The organism is Dactylosporangium darangshiense (assembly GCF_039537565.1).
GTDB lineage: Bacteria > Actinomycetota > Actinomycetes > Mycobacteriales > Micromonosporaceae > Dactylosporangium > Dactylosporangium darangshiense.
In genome coordinates, this window is the sequence record NZ_BAABAT010000064.1 from 28683 (window position 1) to 51024 (window position 22342).

Below are 22342 nucleotides of genomic sequence, written 5' to 3' on the forward strand. Positions count from 1 at the left end.
CTCGCATGCAACCTTCTGGTTACACCATCATTTGACCGACACGGCGCGATGTCACGCAGCGTGTCGTTGAGGAAGGGACACCCCCGTGAGCGACTTCGACCCCGGTCGCCGTCGATTCCTTGGACACCTCGGTCTGCTAGGCGCGGGCGCGCTCGGCGCCGGTTCACTCCTGAGCGCCTGCGCCAGCTCCGCCGGCGGATCCTCGGACAAGGCTTCCGGTGCGATCACCCTGCAGTCCAACCTCTCCTCGCCACAGGCCAAGACGGCGATGGAGAAGCTGGTCGCCGACTTCAACAAACTGGGCAAAGGCACCACGACGCTCAACACCGTCGCGTCGGAGACCTTCCGCACCCAGCTTCCGACCTACCTGACCTCGGCGAACCCGCCCGACGTCTACACGTGGTACGCGGGCTCCGTGGCCAACGACTACGCCAGCAAGAATCTGCTCCTGGACGTCTCCGACGTGTGGAAGGACCTCGCCGACTACCCGCAGTCGCTGCGCACCCTGTCCACCGACGCCGCCGGCAAGCAGGTCTTCGTGCCGATGAACAACTACTGGTGGGGCTTCTTCTACCGCAAGTCCAACTTCGCCAAGTGGGGCGTGCAGGAGCCGAAGACCTGGACCGAGTTCCTGGCGCTGTGCCAGACGCTGCAGGGCAAGGGCATCCCTCCCATCGGCATCGGCCTCGGCGACACTCCGTGGGTGGCGTCGGCCTGGTTCGACTACCTCAACATCCGGGTCAACGGCGCACCGTTCCACCGCGAGCTGCTCGCCGGCAAGCAGCGCTTCGACGACCCGAAGGTGAAGGCGGTCTTCACCAAGTGGGCCGAGGCGCTGCCGTACTTCGACCCCAAGGGCAAGGCCTACCCGTTCCAGGAGGCGACCACCGCGCTGCTGGCGGGCAAGACCGGCATGTTCCTGATCGGCACGTTCTTCGCCGACGCCGCCCCGAAGGACGCGCTCGGTGACCTCGACTTCTTCCGCTTCCCGATCATCGACCCGGCCGTACCGGTGGCTGAGGAGGCGCCGACCGACGGGTTCTTCGCCAGCGCGAAGACCGCCAACCCGGCCGGCACCAAGGCCCTCCTGACCTACCTGGCAAGTGTCGAGGCGCAGCAGGCCTACATTCAGTCCAGCTCCGGCATCGTCCTGCCGGCCAACCCGAAGGCCAAGGCCGCCGACTCCCCGCTGGTCGCCAAGGGCAAGGCGATGCTGGACAGCGCCAAGGAGCTCACCCAGTTCTTCAACCGCGACTCCAGCGACGCGCTGCAACCCACGGCCGACACCGCGCTGACGAAGTTCATCGACAAGCCCGACCAGATCGACGCGATCCTGCGCGAATGGCAGACCAGCGCCGAGAAGGTCTTCAAGGGCTGACGTGGCCGTTCCTGTCTCTACACTCCCACGGCGGCGGCAGCCTCGGCTGTCGCCGCTGCTGGCGGCCTTCGTCCTGGTGCCGTTCGCGATCGAGAGCGTCTGGGTGTTCTGGCCGGCGCTGCAGGGGTTCTGGTTCTCCTTCACCCGCTGGGACGGCATGACCCCGCCGCGATTCGTCGGCGTCGACAACTACACCGAGCTGGCCGGCGACCCGACGTTCCGCGGCGCCCTGCTCAATACCGTCATCTGGCTGCTGCTCTTCGGCGGCCTGTCGGTCGCCGGCGGCTTCGGCATGGCCCTGCTGCTGCAGCGGGACCGGCGCGGCGTCGGCTTCTACCGGGCCGCGCTCTTCACGCCCGTCGTCTTCTCGCTGGTCGTCACCGCCCTGGTCTGGCGGGTGTTCTACCAGCCGGACGGGCTCGCCGACACCATCCTGCGCGGCGTCGGCCTGGAGCACCTGATCCGGCCGTGGCTCGCGGACCCGGAAACCGCCCTCTACGCGGTGATCCTGCCCGCGCTGTGGCGGCAGATCGGATACGTCATGGTGCTGTACCTCGCCGGCCTGAAGGCGATCGACCCGGCGCTGCACGAGGCCGCACGGGTCGACGGCGCGAGCGCCTGGCAACGGCTGTGGAAGGTGACCGTCCCGCAGCTCAAGGGCGTCAACGCCGTCGTGCTGTCGGTCATCGTGATCGACTCGCTGCGCTCCTTCGACATCGTGTGGTCGCTCACCCGCGGCGGCCCGTACCACTCCTCCGAACTGCTCAGCACGTACATGTACTCGACCGCGTTCCAGGGCCTGCGCCTCGGCTACGCGTCCGCGATCGCCGTGGTCATCTTCCTGCTGGCGCTGGCGGTCATCCTCGGCTACCTCGTCCGGGCCTTCAGGGAAGAGGAGAACGCATGACCCGCGCGCTGCGCACCGGGGCTTTCCACACCGGAATGGTCCTGTTGTCGGTGCTGTGGCTGGCGCCGGTGCTGTGGGTCGTCGTCATGTCGACCCGGACCTTCGACGACATCGCCGCGCACGGCGTCGGCAGCCTGCCGCACTCGTTCACGCTCGACACGTACCGGCAGGCGTGGACCGACGGCGGGGAGCTGCAGGCGCTCATCAACAGCCTGCTGGTGACCGTGCCGTCGGTCGTGCTGAGCCTGATGCTGGCGGCGGTCGCGGCGTTCGCGCTCAGCAGGTACCGGATCCCGGGCCGCCGCACGATCCTGCTGCTCATGCTGGCCGGAAACCTGCTGCCACCGCAGATCCTGCTCATCCCGGTCGCCAAGTTCAGCGAGCTGACCGGCCTCTACGACACGCTGTACGCGCTGATTGCCGTGCAGGTCGGCTTCGGGCTGGGCTTCTACACGTTCGTGCTGTACGGCTTCATGCGCGACCTGCCCCGCGAGATCCAGGAGGCGGCCATGATCGACGGCGCGGGACCGGGGCAGATCTTCGGGCGCATCATCCTGCCGCTGACCCGGCCGGCGCTCGCCGCCCTCGGCGCGCTGTCCTTCACCTGGATCTTCAACGACCTGCTGTGGGCGATCACCGTCCTGCGCACCGACGACAAGATGCCGGTCACCCCGGCGCTGCTCGGGCTGCAGGGCCAGTTCGTCTCGTCGTGGAGCGTCATCGCCGCCGGCACCGTCATCGCGGCGGTCCCGACGGTTGCGGTGTTCCTGCGGTTCCAGAAGCACTTCGTGTCCGGCCTCGCGATCGGAGCGGTCAAGTGACCCGGCGGTGGACACTGCGCGGCGCCCAGACGGAGTACACGGTGGCGGTGCCGCCGCACGGACGCTGGCTCGAGCTGGTCGCGTGGGGTCCCCACGGCGTTTCCGACGGGCCGTCCCCGGTCGGCTACGAAGGCCCGGTCCCGTTCCTCACCAAGGGCGATGGGGCCCCGGTCGAATACGCCACCGAGACGGACCGGCCGTTCGCCGGCGCGGATCTGGTGGTCAGGACCCGCGCGTCGTTCGAATTCCAGGACGCCACGGCGACGCAGGACCGGCTGGCGGTCTCGTTCGCCGATCCGGTCAACGGGCTTCGGGCCGTGCTGCACTACCGCATCCCGGCCGGCACCGACGTGGTGGAGCGCTGGGTGGAGCTCACCAACGAGGGCACCGAGCCGTTGCGGCTGGCCCGGGCCGGCTCCGCCGGATTCTGCGTGCCGACCCCGCACGGTGCCCGGATCAGCTACCAGTGGGGCCAGTGGGCGCAGGAGTTCCAGCTCGACCACGTCGACCTCGCACACGGCACGTTTGCGGTCGGCAGCGCACAGGGCGTCCCCGGCCACCTCTACGTGCCGTGGCTGGCGATCCGCGACCAGGCCGACGACACCGCCGTCTGGGGTGTCGGCCTGGCCTGGACCGGCTCCTGGCAGATCGAGGCGGAGCGCGACACCGGCGGCCTGACCCGGATCCGGGCCGGGCGGCGGCTCGTCGACGGACCGCTCGAGCTCGCCCCCGGGCAGCAGCTGACGCTGCCGGTCGCCGCTGGGGCCTACAGTGGCGGCGGGCTCGACGGCCTGGCCCGCGTCTGGCACGCCTACCAGCGGCGGCTCGCCGGCGAGCGGCTCGGTCCGCGCCCCGTGCTGTACAACTCCTGGGAGGCCACGTACTTCGCCGTCGACGCCGCCAGCCAGCTGGAGCTGGCCCGGGTCGCGGCCGGCATCGGGGTCGAGACGTTCGTCGTCGACGACGGCTGGTTCACCGGCCGGAACGACGACACGGCCGGACTCGGTGACTGGACGCCCGACCCCGCGAAGTTCCCGGCCGGGTTCGACGCGTTCGTCGGCGATGTGCGGGCGCTCGGGCTGAAGTTCGGGCTGTGGGTCGAGCCGGAGTGCGTCAACCCCCGCTCGCGCCTCTACGCCGAGCACCCCGAGTGGGTGTACTCGGTCGAGGGCCGGCCGCTCACCCAGGTCCGCAACCAGTATCTGCTCGACCTCGGCCGGCCCGAGGTCGCCGAGTTCGTCCACGAAACCGTGGACCGGCTGCTGCGCACGCACGACATCGACTATCTGAAGTGGGACTTCAACCGCCCACGGACCGAGCCCGGCCGGCCCGGCGCTACCGGGCCGCTCGACCTCGACGGCAGCCACGTCGCCAACCTGTACCGCATCTTCGAGCAGCTGCGCCGGGACCACCCGCACGTGCTCATCGAGGCGTGTGCGGGCGGCGGCGCCCGTACCGATCTGGCCATGGCGGCCCGTGCGGACGTGTTCTGGCCGAGCGACAACACCGGCCCGTTGGACCGCCTCGCGATCCAGTGGGGCTTCCTGCACGCCAACGCACCGCACCTGCTGAGCTCCTGGGTGACCGACGCGCCCGGGCTGTTCGATCCCCGCCCCCGCTCGTTCGCGTTCCGGTTCGTGCTCGCGATGGCCGGCGTCCTCGGCGTCGGCGCCGACATCCGGCACTGGACCGCCGAACAACGGGACGAGGCGGCCCGCTGGATCGCGCTGTACAAGGAGATCCGCGACATCGTCATGCACGGCACCGTGCACCTCGTCGGCGGGCCCGACCAGGCCCGATGCGCGGTGCAGTACCTCTCGCCCGACGAACGCACCGTCGTCGTCCTCGCCTGGCACACCGGCCGCCTCGACGGTGCCGGTCTCCTGCCGTCCCGGCCGGTCCGGCTGCCGCTGCGCGGCTTGGCGTCGCAGGCGCGTTACCGGGCCGGCGAACAGCAGTACTCGGGCAGCCACCTCACCGCGGTCGGCCTGCCCGTGCAATGGACCGCCGCACACGACGCCGAGGTCGTGATCCTGCACCGCGTCTGAAGCGGGCCGGTGCGGCCCGGGTCACCGGAGCAGGCTGACCAAGGCCCGGATCAGGTGCCCGTCGTGGCGCTCGTCGACCCAGGTCACGGTCTCGAGCGGGCGGCCGTCGGCGCGGCTCTGCTTGCAGTACCGCAGGACGTCGTCGGCGGCCGCTACGTCGGACACCGCGAGGGCGCCGTGTGTGCGCAGCTTGTAGGCGGTGTCTTCGGCGTCGCGCACCGCGACCCGGCCGTCGTCGCCGTGCCGCGCGGCGACCGCGATCCGCCAGCGGGCGTTGGTCACGAGCATGCCGTCGTCCTGACGCGTGACCTGGAAGTTGCCGCGGACCAGCGCCCGGGTGACCGCGTCGCCGTATTCGAGGTCGCGCACCTGCCGCTCCCGGCGCGGGTCGGCAACCGATTCGACCCGCTGCCGCTGGTCCGGCGGCAGACCGCCGAGGAGCGCGGCGAGCGCGCCGTCGGAGAGCCCGGCGACGATCGGGCCGAGGCGCTCGCTCGGCACCATCGGGACCAGCACGGCGGCCTCGGCCAGCGGCACGCCGCTGATCACGTCGAACAGGTGCTCCGGGCCGAGGGCCTGGATGAGGCCGCGGCGAGCCTCGGGCTTGAGTGCCGGGATCAGCCGGACCAGGTCGGCGGGGCGCAGCGCGGCGGCGACGGCCGGCAACCGCTCGGCGGGCATGGCCATGAGGAGGCCGGCCGCCGACCTGGGCGGCGAGTTGCGGATCATGGCGACGAGCTGTGTGACGGGCATCGTCCCACCGGGGAACATCAAGCGTTTGTAGCACCGCAGCCGGCGGCGGCACATGGTCCGCCCGGCTCGGCTTGGGCAGCCGGTCGGTGTGCACAAGTCCTCAGGTGAGTGCTGTGCGCTGTTCGGAGATCCTGTGCATCAGGTCGTTCCAGGCCGCCACGAACGACTTCGCTCCGTCGGTCTGCAGCTTCGCGGCGAGTTCGGCCACGTCGACGCCGGCGTCGCGGAACCGGGCCAGGATCGCGTCACAGTCACCGCCGTCGGCCGGCATCGGCGCGCCCACCTCGCCGTGTTCGTAGAACGCCTGCAGCGTCGCGTCGGGCATCGTGTTGATCGTGAACGGCGCCGCCAGCCCGTGCACGTAGAGCGTGTCGGAGGCGGCGGGGTCCTTGGTCTTGGTGCTGGCCCACAACAGCCGTTGCATCCGCCCGCCGGAGTTCTGCACGCGCTGCACCCGGTCGGAGTCCATGAGCCGCCGGTACGCCCGGTAGGTGTCGAGTCCGACGGCGAGCCCGAGCTGCTCCTTCAACTCGTCCGGCACACGCTCGGCGACCGCGACGTCCCAGCGGGACATGAAGACCGAGGCGACCGACCCCACGGCGGGATCGAGCTCACGCGCAAGCCGGCGTTCGACGCCCGCCAGGTACGCCTCGGCGGCGGCCCGGTACTGCTCGGCCGAGAACAGCAGGGTGACGTTCACGGGCACGCCGGACGCGACGCACTCGGTGATCGCCGGCAGGCCCTCGGCCGTGCCAGGGATCTTGATCAACAGGTTGGGTCGTGCGGCCCGCGCGGACAGCGCCTTGGCGGCCTCGATCGTCGCCGCCGTGTCGTACGCGAGCAGCGGCGACACCTCCAGCGACACCCAGCCGTCCACGCCGTCGGTGCGTTCGTGCACCGGCAGGAACTCGTCGGCCGCGCGCCGCAGGTCCTCGATGGCCAGTTCGAAGAACAGCTCCTCGTCGGAGAGCCCGGTCGCCGACTTCTCCCGGATCGCGTCGTCGTAGAGGCCGGACTCGATGGCCTTGTCGAAGATCGACGGATTCGACGTGAGGCCGGTGACGGCGTACTTGTCGATGTAGGCCTGGATCTGGCCGGAGTCGAGCATGCCCCGGGTGATGTTGTCGAGCCAGAGGCTCTGGCCATGCTCGTGCAGGGTCTGGGTTGGCTTCACGTCTTCTCCTTGCCGGGGTCTGGCGGCGCCGCCTTTTCCGTCATCTGTTCGCGGCCACCTGCTCGCGGGCGACCTGGGCTACCCGTTCGGGAACGAACCCGAACTTCGTCAGCAGGTGTTTGAGCGGTGCGGAGGCGCCGAACGTGTGCATGCCGACAATGGCGCCGGCGTCGCCCACATACCGTTCCCAGCCGAGCGTGGACGCCTGCTCGATCGCGACCCGGGCCCGTACCGCCGGCGGCAGCACCTGGTCGCGGTACTGGCGGGGCTGCCGGTCGAACAGCTCCCAGCACGGCATGCTCACCACCCGCGCCGCGATGCCATCAGCGGTGAGATCGTCGCGTGCCGCGAGCGCGAGCGCCACCTCCGAGCCGGTGGCCAGCAGGATCACGTCCGGCTCGCCGGTCGGCGCGTCGGCGAGCACGTACCCGCCCATCGCGACCCCGGACGCGGCGGCGAGCCGGTTGCGGTCGAGAGTGGGCAGCGGCTGCCGGGAGAGCACGAGCGCCGCGGGCTCGCGCCGCAGTCCGGCGACGACCCGCCAGGTCTCGACCACCTCGTTCGCGTCGGCCGGGCGGAACACCAGCAGGCCCGGCATGGCCCGCAGCGAGGCGAGCTGCTCGACCGGCTGGTGGGTCGGTCCGTCCTCGCCGACCCCGATCGAGTCATGGCTGAAGATGTGCAGCGTCGGGATCTCCATCAACGCCGACAGCCGGATCGCCGCGCGGGCGTAGTCCGAGAAGATCAGGAAGCCCGACCAGTACGGACGGAGCTTGGTCAGCGCCATCCCGTTGGTGATCGCCGCCGCCGCGTGCTCGCGGACACCGAAGTGGAAGTTGCGTCCGGACCGGTCGTCGGCCTGGAAGTCGCCGGCGCCGGGGAACGTGAGGTGGGTCTTGGTGGACGGGGCGAGGTCGGCCGCGCCGCCCAACAGCCATGGCACCGCCTGCGCGAGCGCATTGAGCACCCGGCCCGAGGAGTCACGGGTGGCGATGCCCTTCGCATCGGCCGGGAAGGTGGGCAGCGCTTGCTGCCAGCCGTCCGGCAGTTCCCGCCGCTGCATCCGCTCGATCTCGTCGGCCAGCTCCGGATACTGCGCGCGGTAGGCCTCGAACATGGACCGCCAGTCGGTACGAGCCGCGCCGCCGCGTGCACCGATGCCGCGGGCGAACCAGTCGTACACCCCGTCCGGGATGAAGAAGTCGACGTCGTCGGGCATGCCGAGGAACCGTTTGGTCTCCCGTACGCTGTCCGCGCCGAGCGGCTCGCCGTGCGCCTTCGCGGTGTCCTCCACCGGGGAGCCGTACCCGATGTGGCTGTGCACCACGACCAGGGTGGGACGCTCGTCTTCGGCCTGGAAGCTGTGCAGCGCCCGTTCTACGGCGCCGAGGTCGTTGGCGTCGGCGACGGTCGTCACGTTCCAGCCGTACGCCAGGAAGCGCTCGGCCACGTCCTCGGTGAACGCGAGGTCCGTGTGGCCTTCGATGGTCGTGCGGTTCGAGTCGTAGATCCAGCACAGGTTGGACAACCGCTGGTGACCGGCGAGCGAGGCGGCCTCCGAGGCGATGCCTTCCATCATGTCGCCGTCCCCGGCGAGCGCATACACGTCGAAGTCGAAGAGCGGCAAGCCGTCCTTGTTGTACCGCGCCGCCAGCCAACGGCCCGCGATGGCCATCCCGACCGAGGTCGCGACGCCCTGGCCCAGCGGCCCGGTGGTGGTCTCGACCCCGCTGGTCCACCGGTACTCGGGGTGGCCCGGGCACCGCGAGCCGAGCTGCCGGAACGTCTTGAGGTCATCGAGGGTGACCGAGGCACGGCCGAGGACCTCGTAGTCCGGGTCGACCGCCCGTACCCCGGTCAGGTGTAGCAGCGACCACAGCAGCGCCGACGCGTGGCCCTCGGACAGCACGAACCGGTCGCGGTTGGGCCAGATCGGATCGGCGGGGTCGAAGCGCAGGAACCGTTGCCAGAGGGTGTATGCGACCGGCGCGATCCCCATCGGTGTGCCCGGATGCCCGGACTCGGCCCGCTGGACCGCGTCCATGCACAGGCCGCGGATGGTGTTCACGGACAAGGTGTCCAGGTCGGTCGTGGTCGTGGTCAACGTGGCCTCCGTGGATTCTGCGGCAGGCTTGGTACGCCCGAGGGACCGGCCTCCGGTGCGACGTGACCCGCTGGTTCGCGTGGGAGAGAGGCAGTGGGCGCGGCCCGCGTTGCCATTGGCCGGATTCCACTCCCGCAGCGGCAACGATTCAGGCACGTGCCTGCCCGGAAACTCGTCGAGGAGCGACCTGCCCTCCGGCTCGGCAGTACAGGCCCCCGCCTCTCTTCTTAGTATCCGCAGAGTCCGCCAGACTCGCCCCGAACCGGGTGATTGTTCCGCCGCGTGCGGTACCGCCGAATCCGGCGTGGCTGGTGTTGCCTCGGTCGGGAATCAGCTGGGTCGCTTCTGCTTTGGGCATAGTCTCTATGGAGAGGTCCGGGATGTCGTTGATCGCCCGGTCGGTGGGTATGGAGTGCGCCCGAATGACTCGTGGCGGCATGGCCGCGTCGTTGGGTCGTATCACCGCCTCGTGGTGGGGCGGCGCCAGCAGGCTCGCGCTCGATGGAGCAGGACGCAGCCCGCCGCCTCCGGGTGGGCTGCTCGTGACGGGTCTGCCGTCGATGCGCTCCACAACACGTCGCGTATGGGGTCCATGTTCCCAAGACATAGGCGATGCGTCGACTGGCGACACCTCTCTCGGGCTGTTGGTTGACCGACCGGTCGCTAGCGCCTCTGCCGGCATGCCACCCGCGAGCGCCCTGTGAGAAGGAGGAAGCGGCCCTGCCGGCCGGGAGCCGCGGATCTGAATCGGAGGTTGCCGTGCGTGGTGGGCTGATGCTCCGGGTGATTGTGAGCATCGGAGTGCTCACGGCCGTTGTCGGTGTCGTGTTCGGTGCGCTGCTGATGGCGATCAGTGAGCAGCGCGACGCGGAGCGGCTGGAAGCCCGTTCCGCGGAGATGCTCGCAACCGATCAGCAGGTCGAGCAACTCGTCCTCGACCTCGACAGGACCGGGCGAGGCTTCATCGCCACCGGGGATCCGAGCTTGCTCCAGGCGTGGACGGCGGACCAGGCCGCCCTCGCCGACAGAAGCGCCCGGCTGCAGCAGCTGGCCCATACCGAGGATCAGGCGACCCTGGCGCGGCGGATCACGCAGCACAGCCAGTCCTACGTTCAGGACCACGCGACGCCGGCACTGCAGGCGGCGCAACGCGGCGACCCCTCCGCGCACAGCACCGAGACGATCCAGGAGGGCGAGCGCAGGGTCGCCGAGCTGCGAAGCGAGCTCGACAGCCTCGCGGCCAGCGAACGGCAGCTGGCGGCAGAGCGCGAGGAGCGCTCCCACGAGACCGTCGGCCGGGCGGTCACGGCTGCGGCCGTCACGGGTATGGCCGGCTGGCTGCTGGTCAGTGTCTTCGTCGTGGGGTACCTGGCCCGGGTCGTTGTCTGGCCGGTGCGCGGAGCGGCCGCGATGGCCGACCACCTTGCCCGCGGCGAGCTGGACAGTCGCGTCGCTGAGATCGGCGTGGGTGAGGTCGGCGAGCTCACCCGCTCGTTCAACGTGATGGGCAGCTCGGTGCAGCACAACGTCGAGGAGTTCGCCCGGCTCGCCAAGACCCAGACCGCACTGCGGCGGATCGCTACCCACGTAGCGCACGGCGCCGCACCGGCCGAGGTTCTGGACGCGGTAGCCACGGAACTCGGGCAGCTCATCGGCACCGACGGCGCGCACATCGTCCGCTACGAGGCCGACGGCGCCGCGACCGTGGTCGCCGCTTGGGGTACTCCCGACATCGGCCTACCGGTCGGCACCCGGCTGTCCCTGGAGGGTCGCAACGTATCAGCGAAAGTGCTGCAGACTGGCCGCGCCGCCCGGATGGACAGCTACGACGACGCTCCCGGCCCGCTCGCCGCCCATCTTCGCCAGCATCATGTCCGCGGCGCGGTCGGTGCCCCGATCTTCCTCGAGCGACGCCTGTGGGGCGTCGTGACCGCCACCATCACCCGGGAGGAGCCGCTGGCCCGCGACGCCGAGGCACGCCTTACGGAATATACCGACCTGATCGCCACCACTATCGCCACCGCACAGGCCCGCGCCGACCTGGCGACCTCCCGGGCACGGGTGGTGGTCGCCGCCGACCAGGCCCGGCGGCAGATCGAGCGCACGCTGCACGACGGCGTCCAGCAGCACCTCATCACGATCGCCATCGAGGCAGGCGACACACAGGCGAGCGTCCCGTCCGAACTGCCGGAGCTGCGGCAGCGGCTGTCCTCGGTGACGCACGGCCTGACCGGCGTGCTGGACGACCTGCGGGAGATCTCGCGCGGCATCCACCCGACGATCCTGTCCGACGTCGGCCTACGTCCCGCGCTCAAAGCGCTCGCCCGGCGCTCCGACGTCCCGGTCGAGCTCGACGTGCGCGTCGAGGGCCGGCTCCCCGAGCCCGTCGAGGTCGCGGCCTACTACATCGTCGCGGAGTCGCTGGCGAACGCCGCCAAACACGCACACGCCTCGCACGTGCGCATCGACGTGACGGTGCACAGTGGTTGGCTGCGCCTGGGCGTGCGCGACGACGGCGTCGGCGGCGCCGACCCGGCACGCGGCTCCGGCCTCGTCGGGTTGACCGACCGCGTCGATGCGCTGGGCGGAACCATCACCATCGCCAGCCCGCCCGGCCAAGGCACCTCCCTGCAGGCCGAGCTGCCCCTCGACCTGCCCCTCGAACGGGCCAGCCTGGGCTGACCCAAGCCCTCGGCCGGCCAGGGTTCACGGGCTGGCGGCGAGGAAGAGGTAGGCGGCGAACACCAGCAGGTGAATGCCCGCCTGCATGAGGGTGGCGCGTCCGGGGATCACCGTGAGCACGCCGACGACGGCGGTGAGCGCGAGGAGCACCATCTGCGTGCCACCCAGGCCCAGCACCAGCGGTCGGTGGCTCCAGATCGAGACGGCGGAGATCGCCGGGATGGTGAGCCCGATGCTCGCGATCGCCGAGCCGAGGGCGAGATTCAGGCTGACCTGCACTCGGTCCCGCCGCGCGGCGCGCGCGGCGGCCAGCGTCTCGGGGAGCAGGACCAGCAGGGCGATGATGACGCCCACCACCGACTGCGGCAGGTTCGCGGCCTCCACACCGTGCTCGATGGCCGGAGACACGATCTTGGCGTCGCCGACCACGGCGATCAGCGCCACGACCAGCAGCACCAGGCTGACCAGCGCCGTGCCGGTCTTCGGCGGCTCGCTCCCCTCATCGACGTTGACGATGTCTTCCTCGGTCGCGACCGGCAGGAAGAAGTCGCGGTGCCGCCCGGTCTGCACCAGGACGAACAGCACGTACAGGGCGAGTGAGGCGATGGCGGCGAACGTCAGCTGCGCCGGGGTGAACTGCGGCCCCGTGCGGGTCGTGGTGAAGGTGGGCAGGACCAGGCTCAGCGTCGCCAGTGTGACCACCGTGGCGAGGGCGGCGCCCGTGCCTTCCGGGTTGAACGTCGTCACGCGCTGGCGCAGGGCGCCGATGAGCACCGTGAGGCCGACGATCCCGTTGCAGGTCACCATGACGGCCGCGAAGACGGTGTCCCGCGCCAGGGTCTGGGTCTTCGGCCCGCCATCGATCGTGAGTGCGATGATCATCCCGACCTCGATGATCGTGACCGCGACCGCGAGGATCAGCGAGCCGAACAACTCGCCGACCCGGTGCGCCACCACCTCCGCGTGGTGGACGGCCGCCAGGACCGCTCCGGCCAGGAGCACGCCGACCGCCCCCAGGACCAAGGGGGGCGGCTTGCGGTGCCAGGTCAACAGGAGCACCACCATGGCGAGCACGGGAACGACGACGGCCCAGCGGAGTAGTCGCTCGCGAACGAAGGCGCTCATGCCTCAGTACTTGATGGTCAGGCAGGCCACCCGGGCGCCGGCGGTGCCCGCCACTCCGGGCCCCGTCTTGGTCTTCTCCTCGTGGATCACCAACGAGTACGGCCGGTGCTGCGGGGTCAGCGCCCACGCCTGCTCGGCGCCGGCCTTGCCGTTGCCGTGGTCGTCGGTGGTGAAGTCCAGCCACGCTTCGTTCTGCGGGTTGGCGTACATCGGGTCGTTGGACGGCGAGGAGCTCGCCGTCGGTTCCGGGTGGTGCTGGAAGTGGCCGCCGGCGGCCTTCGGGTCCTTGCCGCACGGGTTGACGTGCAGGTGCGCGCCGTACGTGCGTTTCGGGTCGAACCCGGTCACGGCGAGCGTGATCTTGGTGTGCTCGCCGGCGCTGTTCAGGGTCAGCTCGGCGGCGGCGGACGCGGTCGCTGCGGTGGTGTCGTAGAGGAATGCGGCGGTTCCTGGCGGCGCCGTGGCCGCGGGCCGGAACGTGCCCTTCGCCGTCACCGTGCCCGGCTCGACGCTCGACGGCCCGGGCAGCGCCGACGCCGTCGCCACCGGCCGCTTCGGCGATGCGTCCTCGCCCCGGCAGCCGCCGGCGAGGAGCCCCGGGCCGAGCAGGACCAGCGCGGCGGCAACTCCACACTTCATCGATACTCTCCTCGTTACTCTCCTCGTTGTCGCGTGGGCGCCGGGCCAGTGTGGGGCGCGACGACCAGGACCGGCATGTACCCCAGCCTGGCCGCCATGGGTACGGCCGGACGCCCGGCCACCTCGCCGATCACCCGCCGTGTCACCACCCGGTGCGCCGCTGCGGTCACCGGCCCCTCAGCGCCTCGGAGGGCGGTCGCCCGCCCTCCGAAGCACTCACCCTTGGCGTCGGTGTGCGCTGAAGAACTGCCAGATCACATCGGTCGCATTCAGCGCCGTCGACGGCGGCGGCAGCCCGAGCAGCTTCTCCACCGCCGGCATCGGCGTGCCGCCCGGCCACTGGTGCCCGGCCCCCGCGATGGTGATCAGCTCGACGTCACGCCCGTCAGGGCAGTGCGCCAGCGATGTGGTGACCGAGCCCGCGGTATGTGCCTGCGGTGCGGAACACCGCGCGGCCTTCCGCCAGTTCTCGATCTGGTCGGGCACCGAGCCGCCGTCGATCTTGACCGGTATCAGCCCCACGCCGTCGTTGTTCATCTTCCCCGGCTGGCCGTCGTACGGGACGATGTCGTCGCCGGTGCCGTGGACGTGGATCACGGAGATGGGTGCCGGCGTAGAGCATTGCCCGAGCAGCTTGCCCGCCACCACCCCGATCGCGGCGAACGTGGTGCTGTCGCAGGCCAGCCGGTAGGCGAGCATCCCGCCGTTGGATATCCCGGTGGCGTAGGTCCGCGCCGGATCGATCGGCAACCCGTCCGAGACCTCCGCCACCATGGCCTTGATGAACGCCACGTCGTCGACGCCGCCGTGGGCCGAGGGCCCGCAGCAGTCGGCGCTCACGACCCAGGACCGCAGGAGCCCGTCCGGGTATGCGACCACGAAACCCTTGCGGTCGGCCTCGGCATTCCAGCCGTACGCCATCTCCGCCTGAAGGCCGTCACCGAGGGCGCCGTGCAGCATCACGACCAGCGGCACCGGCTTCGACATCGACAGGTTGGCCGGCCGGTACAGACGATACGTGCGCTTCTTGCCGCCGACGGTCATGCTGTGATCGGTCGAGCCCGCGGCGACGGCCGGACTACGGGGCTTGGCCGCGCCGGCCCTGGTCGTGGTCGCAGCGGTTGGGGTGGCCGTACCCTGCCCCTGCTGTTGTGCCGCATCGCAGGCGATGAGCACGATGAGCATGCCCACGGCCGCTACCGTCCACACGGTACGCCTGACGGACGCCGCGCTGCTGGTTCGCCATTTCATGAAGCCTCCGCTCTCGGCAACGTGTAAGTCATCGATGGTGACCGCTGGCCGGCCGGCGCCCGTGCGCCGACCGGCCAGCGGGAAATGGGCTCTAGCGCCGATAGGTGCTGGCGGTTCGCAGCCGGATCAGCTCCCAGCCACCGTCCGGGACGTTGTCGCCCTTGTCGGTGCGCAGGTTCATCGGGTTGGCCATGCCGAGGTAGATCGACGATCCGTCGGTCACCATGTTGCGCACGCCGTAGTTGAAGTAGTTGCCGAGCCCGGTGGTGTTCACCGGCCGGGCCTTCGTCTGCGGGCTGTCGAACGCCCACAGGTCGGCGCCGTACGACGTTGCGTCGGGCGTGCCGAACGCGGCCCGGACCCCCGCCAGCGCGTTCGGCGGCGAGTACCGGCTGATGTAGCCCCAGTCCATCGTGCCGACGTACAGCGAGCCGCCGACGACCACCATCGACCAGGTGTAGTTGTTGTAGGCGTTGCCGAATCCGGCCGAGCCCCACTTGGGCGTGTACCCGGTCGAGGCGAGCTGCCAGGCGCCGGCCCCCTTGTTCCCCTTCGGGTCGTACTTGGGCAGCTGCGACGCCCCGTACAACAGCTCGACCGTCGGGCTGGCCTTGTCGAAGTTGGTGGCGCGGAAGATGCTTGCCGTGCGCTGCGTGTTCTTCACCGCGAGCGCGCCCGCCTGGGCGTTCGCCGGCGGGTACTGCTTCACCATCGCCGCCGTGGACTGCAGCGGCACGTGCATCGTGCCCCAGTACAGGTAGCCGCCGTAGGAGGCCAGCGAGCCCATGCCGTACGTCGTGGCCACGACCGGGTCCGGCTCGTACTGGCTCACGCTCCACACCCGCCGCCAGCCGGCGGCGTCGTCCTTGGTCAGGCCGGGCTTGCCGCTGGCCAGCGGCGCGCTCATCCACAGGCCGGCCTCGGTCGACTTGGTGTTCCCGGCGGCGCTGGGCCAGGTGGAGGCGAAGATCCGGCCCTGGTGCACGACGAGGTCCGCGACCTGCGACGGCAGGTAGCCCACCGCGGTGAACTTGAACGGGCTGGACTTGCTGCCGGCCCAGCGCAGCACCGCGCCGCCGCCCTTGCCCTCGGGCCCGATCCCGACGCCGGCGTAGAGCGCGCCGTCGGCCACGACGAAGTGCCGGATGTTGCCGTACGTGTTGAGGGTCGTCGACCCGAGGTACCTGCCCGACTTGCTGTCGAAGGCGAAGAGGTTGAGGCCGAGCAGGCCCGGCCCGCCGAGCAGCACCACGCCGTTGTACGTGCCGGCGGCGCGCATGCCGATGGTCGAGTTGAGCCGCATCCTGTCGGTGCTGGACGCCCTGGTGATGTCGCCGGTCTTGTCGGTCAGCTTGCGCGAGGACGTCTGGTAGACGTACACCTTCGGCGCTCGCCAGTCGCCGAGCGGCGCCGCCAGGCTGCCCAGGTTGCCAATGCTGCCCAGGTTGCCGAGGCCGCCGGCCTGCTTGCCCAGCTGGCTGGAGCCGTACTCACACACGTAGTCGTCGTTCTGGGTCGGCGTCGTCTGCGCAAGGCTCGTGCCGAGCGTCAGGCACTGGACGTTGGCGCCCGTGCCGAACCAGACCCGGTCGCCCGACTGGGCAAGGCCCCACACGTAGGACTGGTTCACCTTTGCCTTGCCGGAACTGCAGGGCGGCCCGGACGGGTACGGCTGACCGACCCCGGCGAAGCACTCGTCCGGTGCGGCCTTCGCCAGCAGCTCCGGAGCCGAGGCCGTCCGCACCGGCCGGGCCGTTTCGGCGCCGTTGGCCGCCGGCGCGATGGCGAGCACCGGGATGGCCGCCAGGACCGCAGCGGGAAGCAGGGATCGGGTGAAGAACCGGATCCTGTGCATGGTTGTCCTTTCATCAGGTACAGGTCCGTCGGCGGCAGCCGCCGCGGACGTCGAGAAGGCTGACGGGATAAGGGATCTACCGACGGGCAGGGGCGGCTGCCGTCTCGGGCGGATGACAGGCACGGCGAACACAGCGATGCCCGGACCCCGGGCTGAAGCGGGCGGTGACGGGCGCCGACAGGCGGTGCACAGCGTTTTGGAAGTCCGGCTGGAAAAATCCAGCACATCGGACGCGCTGTGCCGTGCGTGCGTCTCACCGAGGCGCGGAAGCGCTCCACGGCGGCTCAGCCCAAGGCATCTACAACCAGGTTTGTACCAGACCACCGACGTACGAACGGGACGATCGGCGAAGAGAGTCCTGAATAACCTCGGACAAACCTGTGAAGGTGCTATACCAATGATGTGTCGCGGCCCCAGCGTGCTGGAAGGCGCCGCGGACGAGCCGGCTGCGGACGCCGGCGGCGCGCACGCCGGACGTGAGCATTCTTCGGCCCGACGGCCGTTAGTTCGCTTTGGCGCAACACCCAATTGACACGGCGCACGAGGCTGCGTCGCGGGGTCAATGTGCGCCTGCGCAATCCAACGCTGCACACCTGATCCGATCGACGGGAGCCCGATGAAGACTGCAATCGGCGGCAACGATTTGGTTGTCGCCATCAATCCGTGTGGCGCGGTAGAGCCCGGCCCGCGGCTCGTAGCGGCCGCCGGTGCCGGTGGCGGGCGCGGGGTCTTCGACCTGGGCATAGGCGACCGCGGGGCCCTGCGGGCGCTGGAGCGAGCGGCGTCGTGGTCGGCGGGACCGATCGGAGTACGGGTGCCGGCCGGTTGTCGCGCCACCCTCGCCGATGTGGAGCGCGCCGCGGGGGACCGGGTGAGCCTGCTGGTGATGCCGGCGAACGACGCCGGGTGGCCGCTGCGGGAGGCGGTGCGGCGGCATCGGGTGCTGGTGGAGGTGACGAGCCGTGCGGAGGCCCGGGCCGCGGCCGAGGCCGGTGCGCACGGGCTGATCGCGCGCGGTTGCGAGGCCGGCGGGCGGGTCGGCGAGCTGAGCTCGTTCGTGCTGCTGCAGCAGCTGCTGGCCGATGAGGCGCTGGCGCTGCCGGTGTGGGTGGCCGGGGGCATCGGGCCGCGCACGGCCGCCGCCTGCGTGGTCGGCGGCGCCGCCGGTGTGGTGCTGGACAGCCAGCTCGCGCTGATGCCGGAGTCGGACCTGCCGGAGGACGTGCGGGCCGTGATCGGGCGGATGGACGGCTCCGAGACGGTGTTGTCGGACGGCATGCGTGGCCTGCGCCGCGACGGCCGCCCGGACGGCGCCGGCGAGCTGCTGCCGGTGGGCCAGGACGGCTGGATGGCGGCCGTGTTCCGGGACCGCTGGCGCACCACCGCCGCGGCGGTGCGCGGCATCCGTGCGGCGATCGAGGCCGCGGCCGGCGATGACGCGGCCGGTGGACTGCTGGCGCCGGGCGCGCCGCTGGCGCAGGCGTTGGGCGTGCGGATCCCGGTGGCGCAGGGCCCGATGACGCGAGTCAGCGACGTGGCCGGGTTCGCGGCCGCGGTCGCTGACGACGGGGCGCTGCCGTTCATCGCGCTCGCGCTGGCCACCGGCGAACAGTCCCGGCGGATGCTGCGGGAGGCCGCGCAGCAACTGGGCCGGCGCCCGTGGGGGGTCGGCGTGCTCGGCTTCGCCCCGGAGGAGGTGCGGGCGGCGCAGCTCGCGGCGGTGATGGAGGTCCGGCCACCGGTCGTGATCATCGCGGGTGGCCGGCCGGCGCAGGCCAAGGCCCTCGAGGCCGACGGCCTCAACGCGTTCCTGCACGTGCCGTCGCCCGGGCTGTTGCGGCAGTTCCTGCGGGCCGGTGCGCGGCGGTTCGTCTTCGAGGGCGCCGAGTGCGGCGGGCACATCGGGCCGCGCACGAGCTTTGCGTTGTGGGAGGCGCAGGCGCTGGCGCTGGAGGAGTTCCTCGACCAGGCGCCGCCCGGCACCGCCGCGCAGGTGCAGGTGTTCTTCGCCGGCGGCATCCACGACGCGCGCTCCGCGGCGATGGTGGCGGCGATGGCCGGCCCGCTGGCGCAACGCGGTGTGCAGGTCGGGGTGTTGATGGGCACCGCCTACCTGTTCACGAGCGAGGCGGTCGAGTACGGGGCGATCCAGCCGCTGTTCCAGCGCGAGGTGCTGGATGCGACGGTCACCGCGCTGCTGGAAACGGCGCCGGGACACGTGACGCGGTGCCTGCACACGCCGTACGTCGACGACTTCCACCGGATGCGGCAGGAGTTGGACGCGGCGGGGGTGGACACCCGGCAGGTGTGGGAGCAGCTGGAGACGCTCAACGTCGGCCGGCTCCGCATCGCCAGCAAGGGCCTGCGCCGCGAAGGTGACGCGCTGATCGCCGTGGACGAGCCGGGCCAGCGCGCCGAAGGCATGTTCATGGCCGGCCAGATCGCAGTGCTGCGCGACGCGCAGACCACCGTGGCCGGACTGCACGAAGACGTGACCGTGGGGGCGCGGCGCTTCCACGCCGGGCGGATCGCCGCGCTGACGGCGGCGCTCGGGCCGGACGCCGCGGTGGCCGAGCCGACGCCGGAACCCCTCGACATCGCCATCGTCGGCATGTCGTGCATCTTCCCCGGCTCGCCGGACCTGGCGGCTTTCTGGCAGACGATCCTCGGCGGCCGCGACGCGGTGACCGAGGTGCCCGCCGAGCGCTGGGACGCGGACACGTACTACGCGCCCGAGGTGGAGCCGGGACAGACGGGCCGGATCAGCGTGTCGAAGTGGGGCGGCTTCATCGCGCCGGTGCCGTTCGACGCGATCGGGTACGGCATCCCGCCGGCGGCGCTGGCCAGCATCGACCCGGCCCAGCTGCTGGCGCTGGAAGCGTCGCGGCAGGCGCTGGCCGACGCCGGGTACCACCACGGCTCGCCCGCGGTCGATCACTCGCGGACCGGGGTCGTGTTCGGCGCCGAGGCGGGCAGCGACCTGAGCAATGGCAAGGTGGTCCGCGCCACGCTGCCCGCGTACCTGGGGGAGGTGCCGGCGGAGCTGGCAGAGCAGCTGCCGACGGTCACCGAGGACTCGTTCCCCGGCGTCCTGACGAACGTGATCTCCGGCCGGGTGGCGAACCGCCTGGATCTGGGTGGGCCGAACTTCGCCGTGGACGCCGCCTGCGCCTCCTCGCTGGCGGCGATGGACGCCGCCTGCAAGGAGCTGACCACCGGCGGCAGCGACCTGATGCTCTGCGGCGCAGTGGACCTGCACAACGGCATCCATGACTACCTCATGTTCAGCTCCGCGCATGCGCTGTCGCCGACCGGGCGGTGCCGCACGTTCGACTCCACCGGCGACGGGATCGCGCTCGGCGAGGGGGTCGCGTGCGTCGTGCTCAAGCGGCTGGCCGACGCGCGGCGCGACGGCGATCGCGTCTACGCGGTGATCAAGGGGCTGGGCGCGGCCAGCGACGGGCGGGCGCTGGGGCTGACCGCGCCGCGCGCCGAAGGGCAGCGCCGGGCGCTGGACCGGGCGTACGCGCAGAGCGGCGTCTCCCCGCGGCAGGTGGGCCTGCTCGAGGCGCACGGCACCGGCACCGTGGTGGGCGATCGCACCGAACTGCAGACCCTGACCCGCCTGTTCGCCGAGGCCGGCGCGCCGCCGGGCAGCTGCACGCTCGGTTCGGTCAAGTCGCAGATCGGGCACACCAAGTGCGCCGCCGGCCTGGCCGGGGTGATCAAGGCGGCGCTGGCGCTGCATACCGGCGTTCGCCCGCCGACGATCAACCTGACCCGGCCGAACCCGGCCTGGGACGCGCGGACCAGCCCGTTCGCCTTCGCCACCGAGGTCCGCCCGTGGGCGGCCCCGGCGCGCGAGCGCATCGCCGGGGTCAGCGCGTTCGGCTTCGGCGGTACCAACTTCCACGTCGTGCTCGCCGCGGACCCGCACACGCCCGAACCGCGCCACGCTCGCGACGAGTGGCCGGCGGAGCTCTTCTGCTTCCGCGGCCGCGATCGTGCCGCGGCGCACCAGGCCGCGGGCAGGCTCGCCGAGCTGCTGCGCAGCGCCGACCGGTACGGCCGGCCATGGCGGCTGCGGGACCTGGCCGCCACCGCCGCTGCGCAGGCCGACCCGCGCTCCGGACCCGTCCAGGTCGCGATCGTCGCCCGCGACGCCGCCGAGCTGGACCAGCTGCTGCGCCGCGCGCTCGCCGGCGAGCATGACCCCGGCCGGGGCCTGATCCAGCCGCCGCCGGGCACCGCCGACGGCCGGGTGGCGTTCCTGTTCCCCGGGCAGGGCAGCCAGCGCCCGGGCGCGTTGGCCGAGCTGTTCGTGACCTTCCCCGAGCTGCGGGAGTATCTCGATCTCGGGCCGGACCTGGCGGACCGGCTGTTCCCGCCGGCCGCGTTCGACCCGGCCACGGAGCGCGAGCAGCAGCAGCGGCTCACCGACACCCGGGTGGCGCAGCCGGTGCTCGGCATCGGCGGGCTCGCCGTGGCACACCTGCTGCGCCGCCTCGACATCCGTCCCGACCTGGCCGCGGGGCACAGCTACGGCGAACTGGTCGCGCTCAGCGTGGCCGGCGCCATCGACCCGCCGACGCTGCTGCGGCTCAGTCGCCGGCGCGCCGAGGCGATCGTCGGCGCCACCGGCGACGATCCCGGCACCATGGCCGCGGTCAGCGCCACCGCCGAGCGAGTCCTGGCGGTCCTGGCCGACGCGGGTCTCGCCGACCGGGTCGTGCTGGCCAACCGCAACGGCCCCGCCCAGCAGGTGATCTCCGGCCCCACCTCCGCGGTGCAGTCGGCGGTCACCGCCCTGAAGGCCGCCGGCCTGACGACGCACCGGCTCAACGTCGCCTGCGCGTTCCACAGTCCGCTCGTGGCCGGCGCAGTGGACCGCTTCGCGCAGGTGCTCGCCGCCGAACCGGTCGCGGCGCCGCGCATCGCGGTCTGGTCCAACCGGACCGCCGCCGCGTACCCCGCGGACGCCGACGGGGTCCGGCGCGAGCTGGCCGCCCAGGTCGGCGCGCCGGTCCGCTTCGTCGAACAGATCGAGGCCATGTACGCCGCCGGCGCCCGGACCTTCGTCGAGACCGGCCCGGGGCAGGTCCTCACCCGCCTCGTCCAGGCCATCCTCGCCGATCGGCCACACCTCGCCATCGCCTGCGACCGGAGTACCGGCGAAGGGCTCCGCGACCTGCTCACCGCGGTGGCCCAGCTGGCCTGCGCCGGAGTACCGGTGCAGACCGGCTTTCTGTTCCACGGCCGCGACACCGTCGAGGCCACTCCGACCGGGCCCACCGACCGTCCCTTCTGGACAGTGGACGGCCAGCTCGTCCGCGACCGGGAGGGTATCTGCATCCCCGGCGGGTTGACGCCCCCACGACGTATCAAGGAGCTGTCCATGACCGCAACCATCGGACCCGCTGCCGGCGGCCCCGACAACGGGCTTCGGCGACCGGGCCAGGACGAACTGCTGGCCGAGTACCTGCAGACGAATCGCGAGTTGATCGCCTCCCAGCGCGACGCCACCCTCGAGCAGCTCGGCGACGACGTCGGCGGCGGACAGGGCCCGGCGCCGGCCGCCGCGAGGCCGTCGCAGCCGGCGCCGCTG

At 71.6% G+C, this 22342-nt stretch carries 13 protein-coding genes; 6 read left to right on the forward strand and 7 right to left on the reverse strand.

Going from position 1 to position 22342, the window contains the following annotated elements:
• The first annotated feature begins 85 nt into the window (after positions 1 to 85).
• The 4 genes from ABD901_RS52895 to ABD901_RS52910 all read left to right on the forward strand — a co-directional run bounded on the left by ABD901_RS52895 (position 86) and on the right by ABD901_RS52910 (position 5154).
• Positions 86 to 1378, forward strand: a complete 1293-nt coding sequence (locus ABD901_RS52895; protein WP_345142290.1) for an ABC transporter substrate-binding protein — start codon at positions 86 to 88, stop codon at positions 1376 to 1378.
• 76 nt (positions 1379 to 1454) lie between these two features.
• The gene (locus tag ABD901_RS52900) at positions 1455 to 2285 is read left to right on the forward strand and encodes a carbohydrate ABC transporter permease (protein WP_345142293.1); all 831 of its coding nucleotides are present in this window, start codon (positions 1455 to 1457) and stop codon (positions 2283 to 2285) included.
• Positions 2282 to 3106 (forward strand): carbohydrate ABC transporter permease, encoded by an 825-nt coding sequence (locus tag ABD901_RS52905; protein ID WP_345142296.1) that lies wholly within the window; start codon positions 2282 to 2284, stop codon positions 3104 to 3106. Before ABD901_RS52900 ends, ABD901_RS52905 begins: the two co-directional genes overlap by 4 nt.
• Positions 3103 to 5154 carry an alpha-galactosidase gene (locus ABD901_RS52910; RefSeq protein ID WP_345142299.1) on the forward strand — a complete coding sequence of 684 codons (2052 nt, stop codon included), beginning with the start codon at positions 3103 to 3105 and terminating at the stop codon, positions 5152 to 5154. Before ABD901_RS52905 ends, ABD901_RS52910 begins: the two co-directional genes overlap by 4 nt.
• Positions 5155 to 5175: 21 nt before the next feature.
• On the opposite strand, the gene ABD901_RS52915 is transcribed toward ABD901_RS52910, so the two are convergent.
• The 3 genes from ABD901_RS52915 to tkt form a co-directional block, all read right to left on the reverse strand.
• On the reverse strand, positions 5176 to 5907 hold the full coding sequence (locus ABD901_RS52915; protein ID WP_345142302.1) for a magnesium transporter MgtE N-terminal domain-containing protein: 732 nt from the start codon (positions 5905 to 5907) through the stop codon (positions 5176 to 5178).
• Positions 5908 to 6007: 100 nt separating this feature from the next.
• A complete protein-coding gene (gene tal, locus ABD901_RS52920) occupies positions 6008 to 7081 on the reverse strand; it encodes a transaldolase (RefSeq protein ID WP_345142305.1) in 1074 nt (357 codons plus the stop codon).
• A 40-nt stretch (positions 7082 to 7121) separates the two neighbouring features.
• On the reverse strand, positions 7122 to 9185 hold the full coding sequence (tkt, locus tag ABD901_RS52925) for a transketolase (RefSeq protein ID WP_345142308.1): 2064 nt from the start codon (positions 9183 to 9185) through the stop codon (positions 7122 to 7124).
• Between the two features lie 774 nt (positions 9186 to 9959).
• Between tkt and ABD901_RS52930 the strand changes: the two genes are divergently transcribed.
• Positions 9960 to 11867 (forward strand): GAF domain-containing protein, encoded by a 1908-nt coding sequence (locus ABD901_RS52930; protein ID WP_345142311.1) that lies wholly within the window; start codon positions 9960 to 9962, stop codon positions 11865 to 11867.
• Positions 11868 to 11891: 24 nt separating this feature from the next.
• Here the strand turns inward: ABD901_RS52930 and ABD901_RS52935 are convergent, their stop codons facing one another.
• The 4 genes from ABD901_RS52935 to ABD901_RS52950 all read right to left on the reverse strand — a co-directional run bounded on the left by ABD901_RS52935 (position 11892) and on the right by ABD901_RS52950 (position 16737).
• Positions 11892 to 12992 (reverse strand): calcium:cation antiporter, encoded by a 1101-nt coding sequence (locus ABD901_RS52935; RefSeq protein ID WP_345142314.1) that lies wholly within the window; start codon positions 12990 to 12992, stop codon positions 11892 to 11894.
• Positions 12993 to 12995: 3 nt separating this feature from the next.
• A complete protein-coding gene (locus ABD901_RS52940; RefSeq protein WP_345142317.1) occupies positions 12996 to 13631 on the reverse strand; it encodes a superoxide dismutase family protein in 636 nt (211 codons plus the stop codon).
• Positions 13632 to 13847: 216 nt separating this feature from the next.
• Positions 13848 to 14882, reverse strand: coding sequence for an extracellular catalytic domain type 1 short-chain-length polyhydroxyalkanoate depolymerase (locus tag ABD901_RS52945; RefSeq protein ID WP_345142320.1), 1035 nt, complete (start codon positions 14880 to 14882; stop codon positions 13848 to 13850).
• A gap of 91 nt (positions 14883 to 14973) precedes the next feature.
• Positions 14974 to 16737, reverse strand: coding sequence for a hypothetical protein (locus ABD901_RS52950; protein WP_345142322.1), 1764 nt, complete (start codon positions 16735 to 16737; stop codon positions 14974 to 14976).
• A gap of 616 nt (positions 16738 to 17353) precedes the next feature.
• Here ABD901_RS52950 and ABD901_RS52955 point away from each other — a divergent pair.
• Positions 17354 to 22342 (forward strand): beta-ketoacyl synthase N-terminal-like domain-containing protein (locus ABD901_RS52955; RefSeq protein ID WP_345142325.1); only part of this gene is annotated, 4989 nt, incomplete at its 3' end.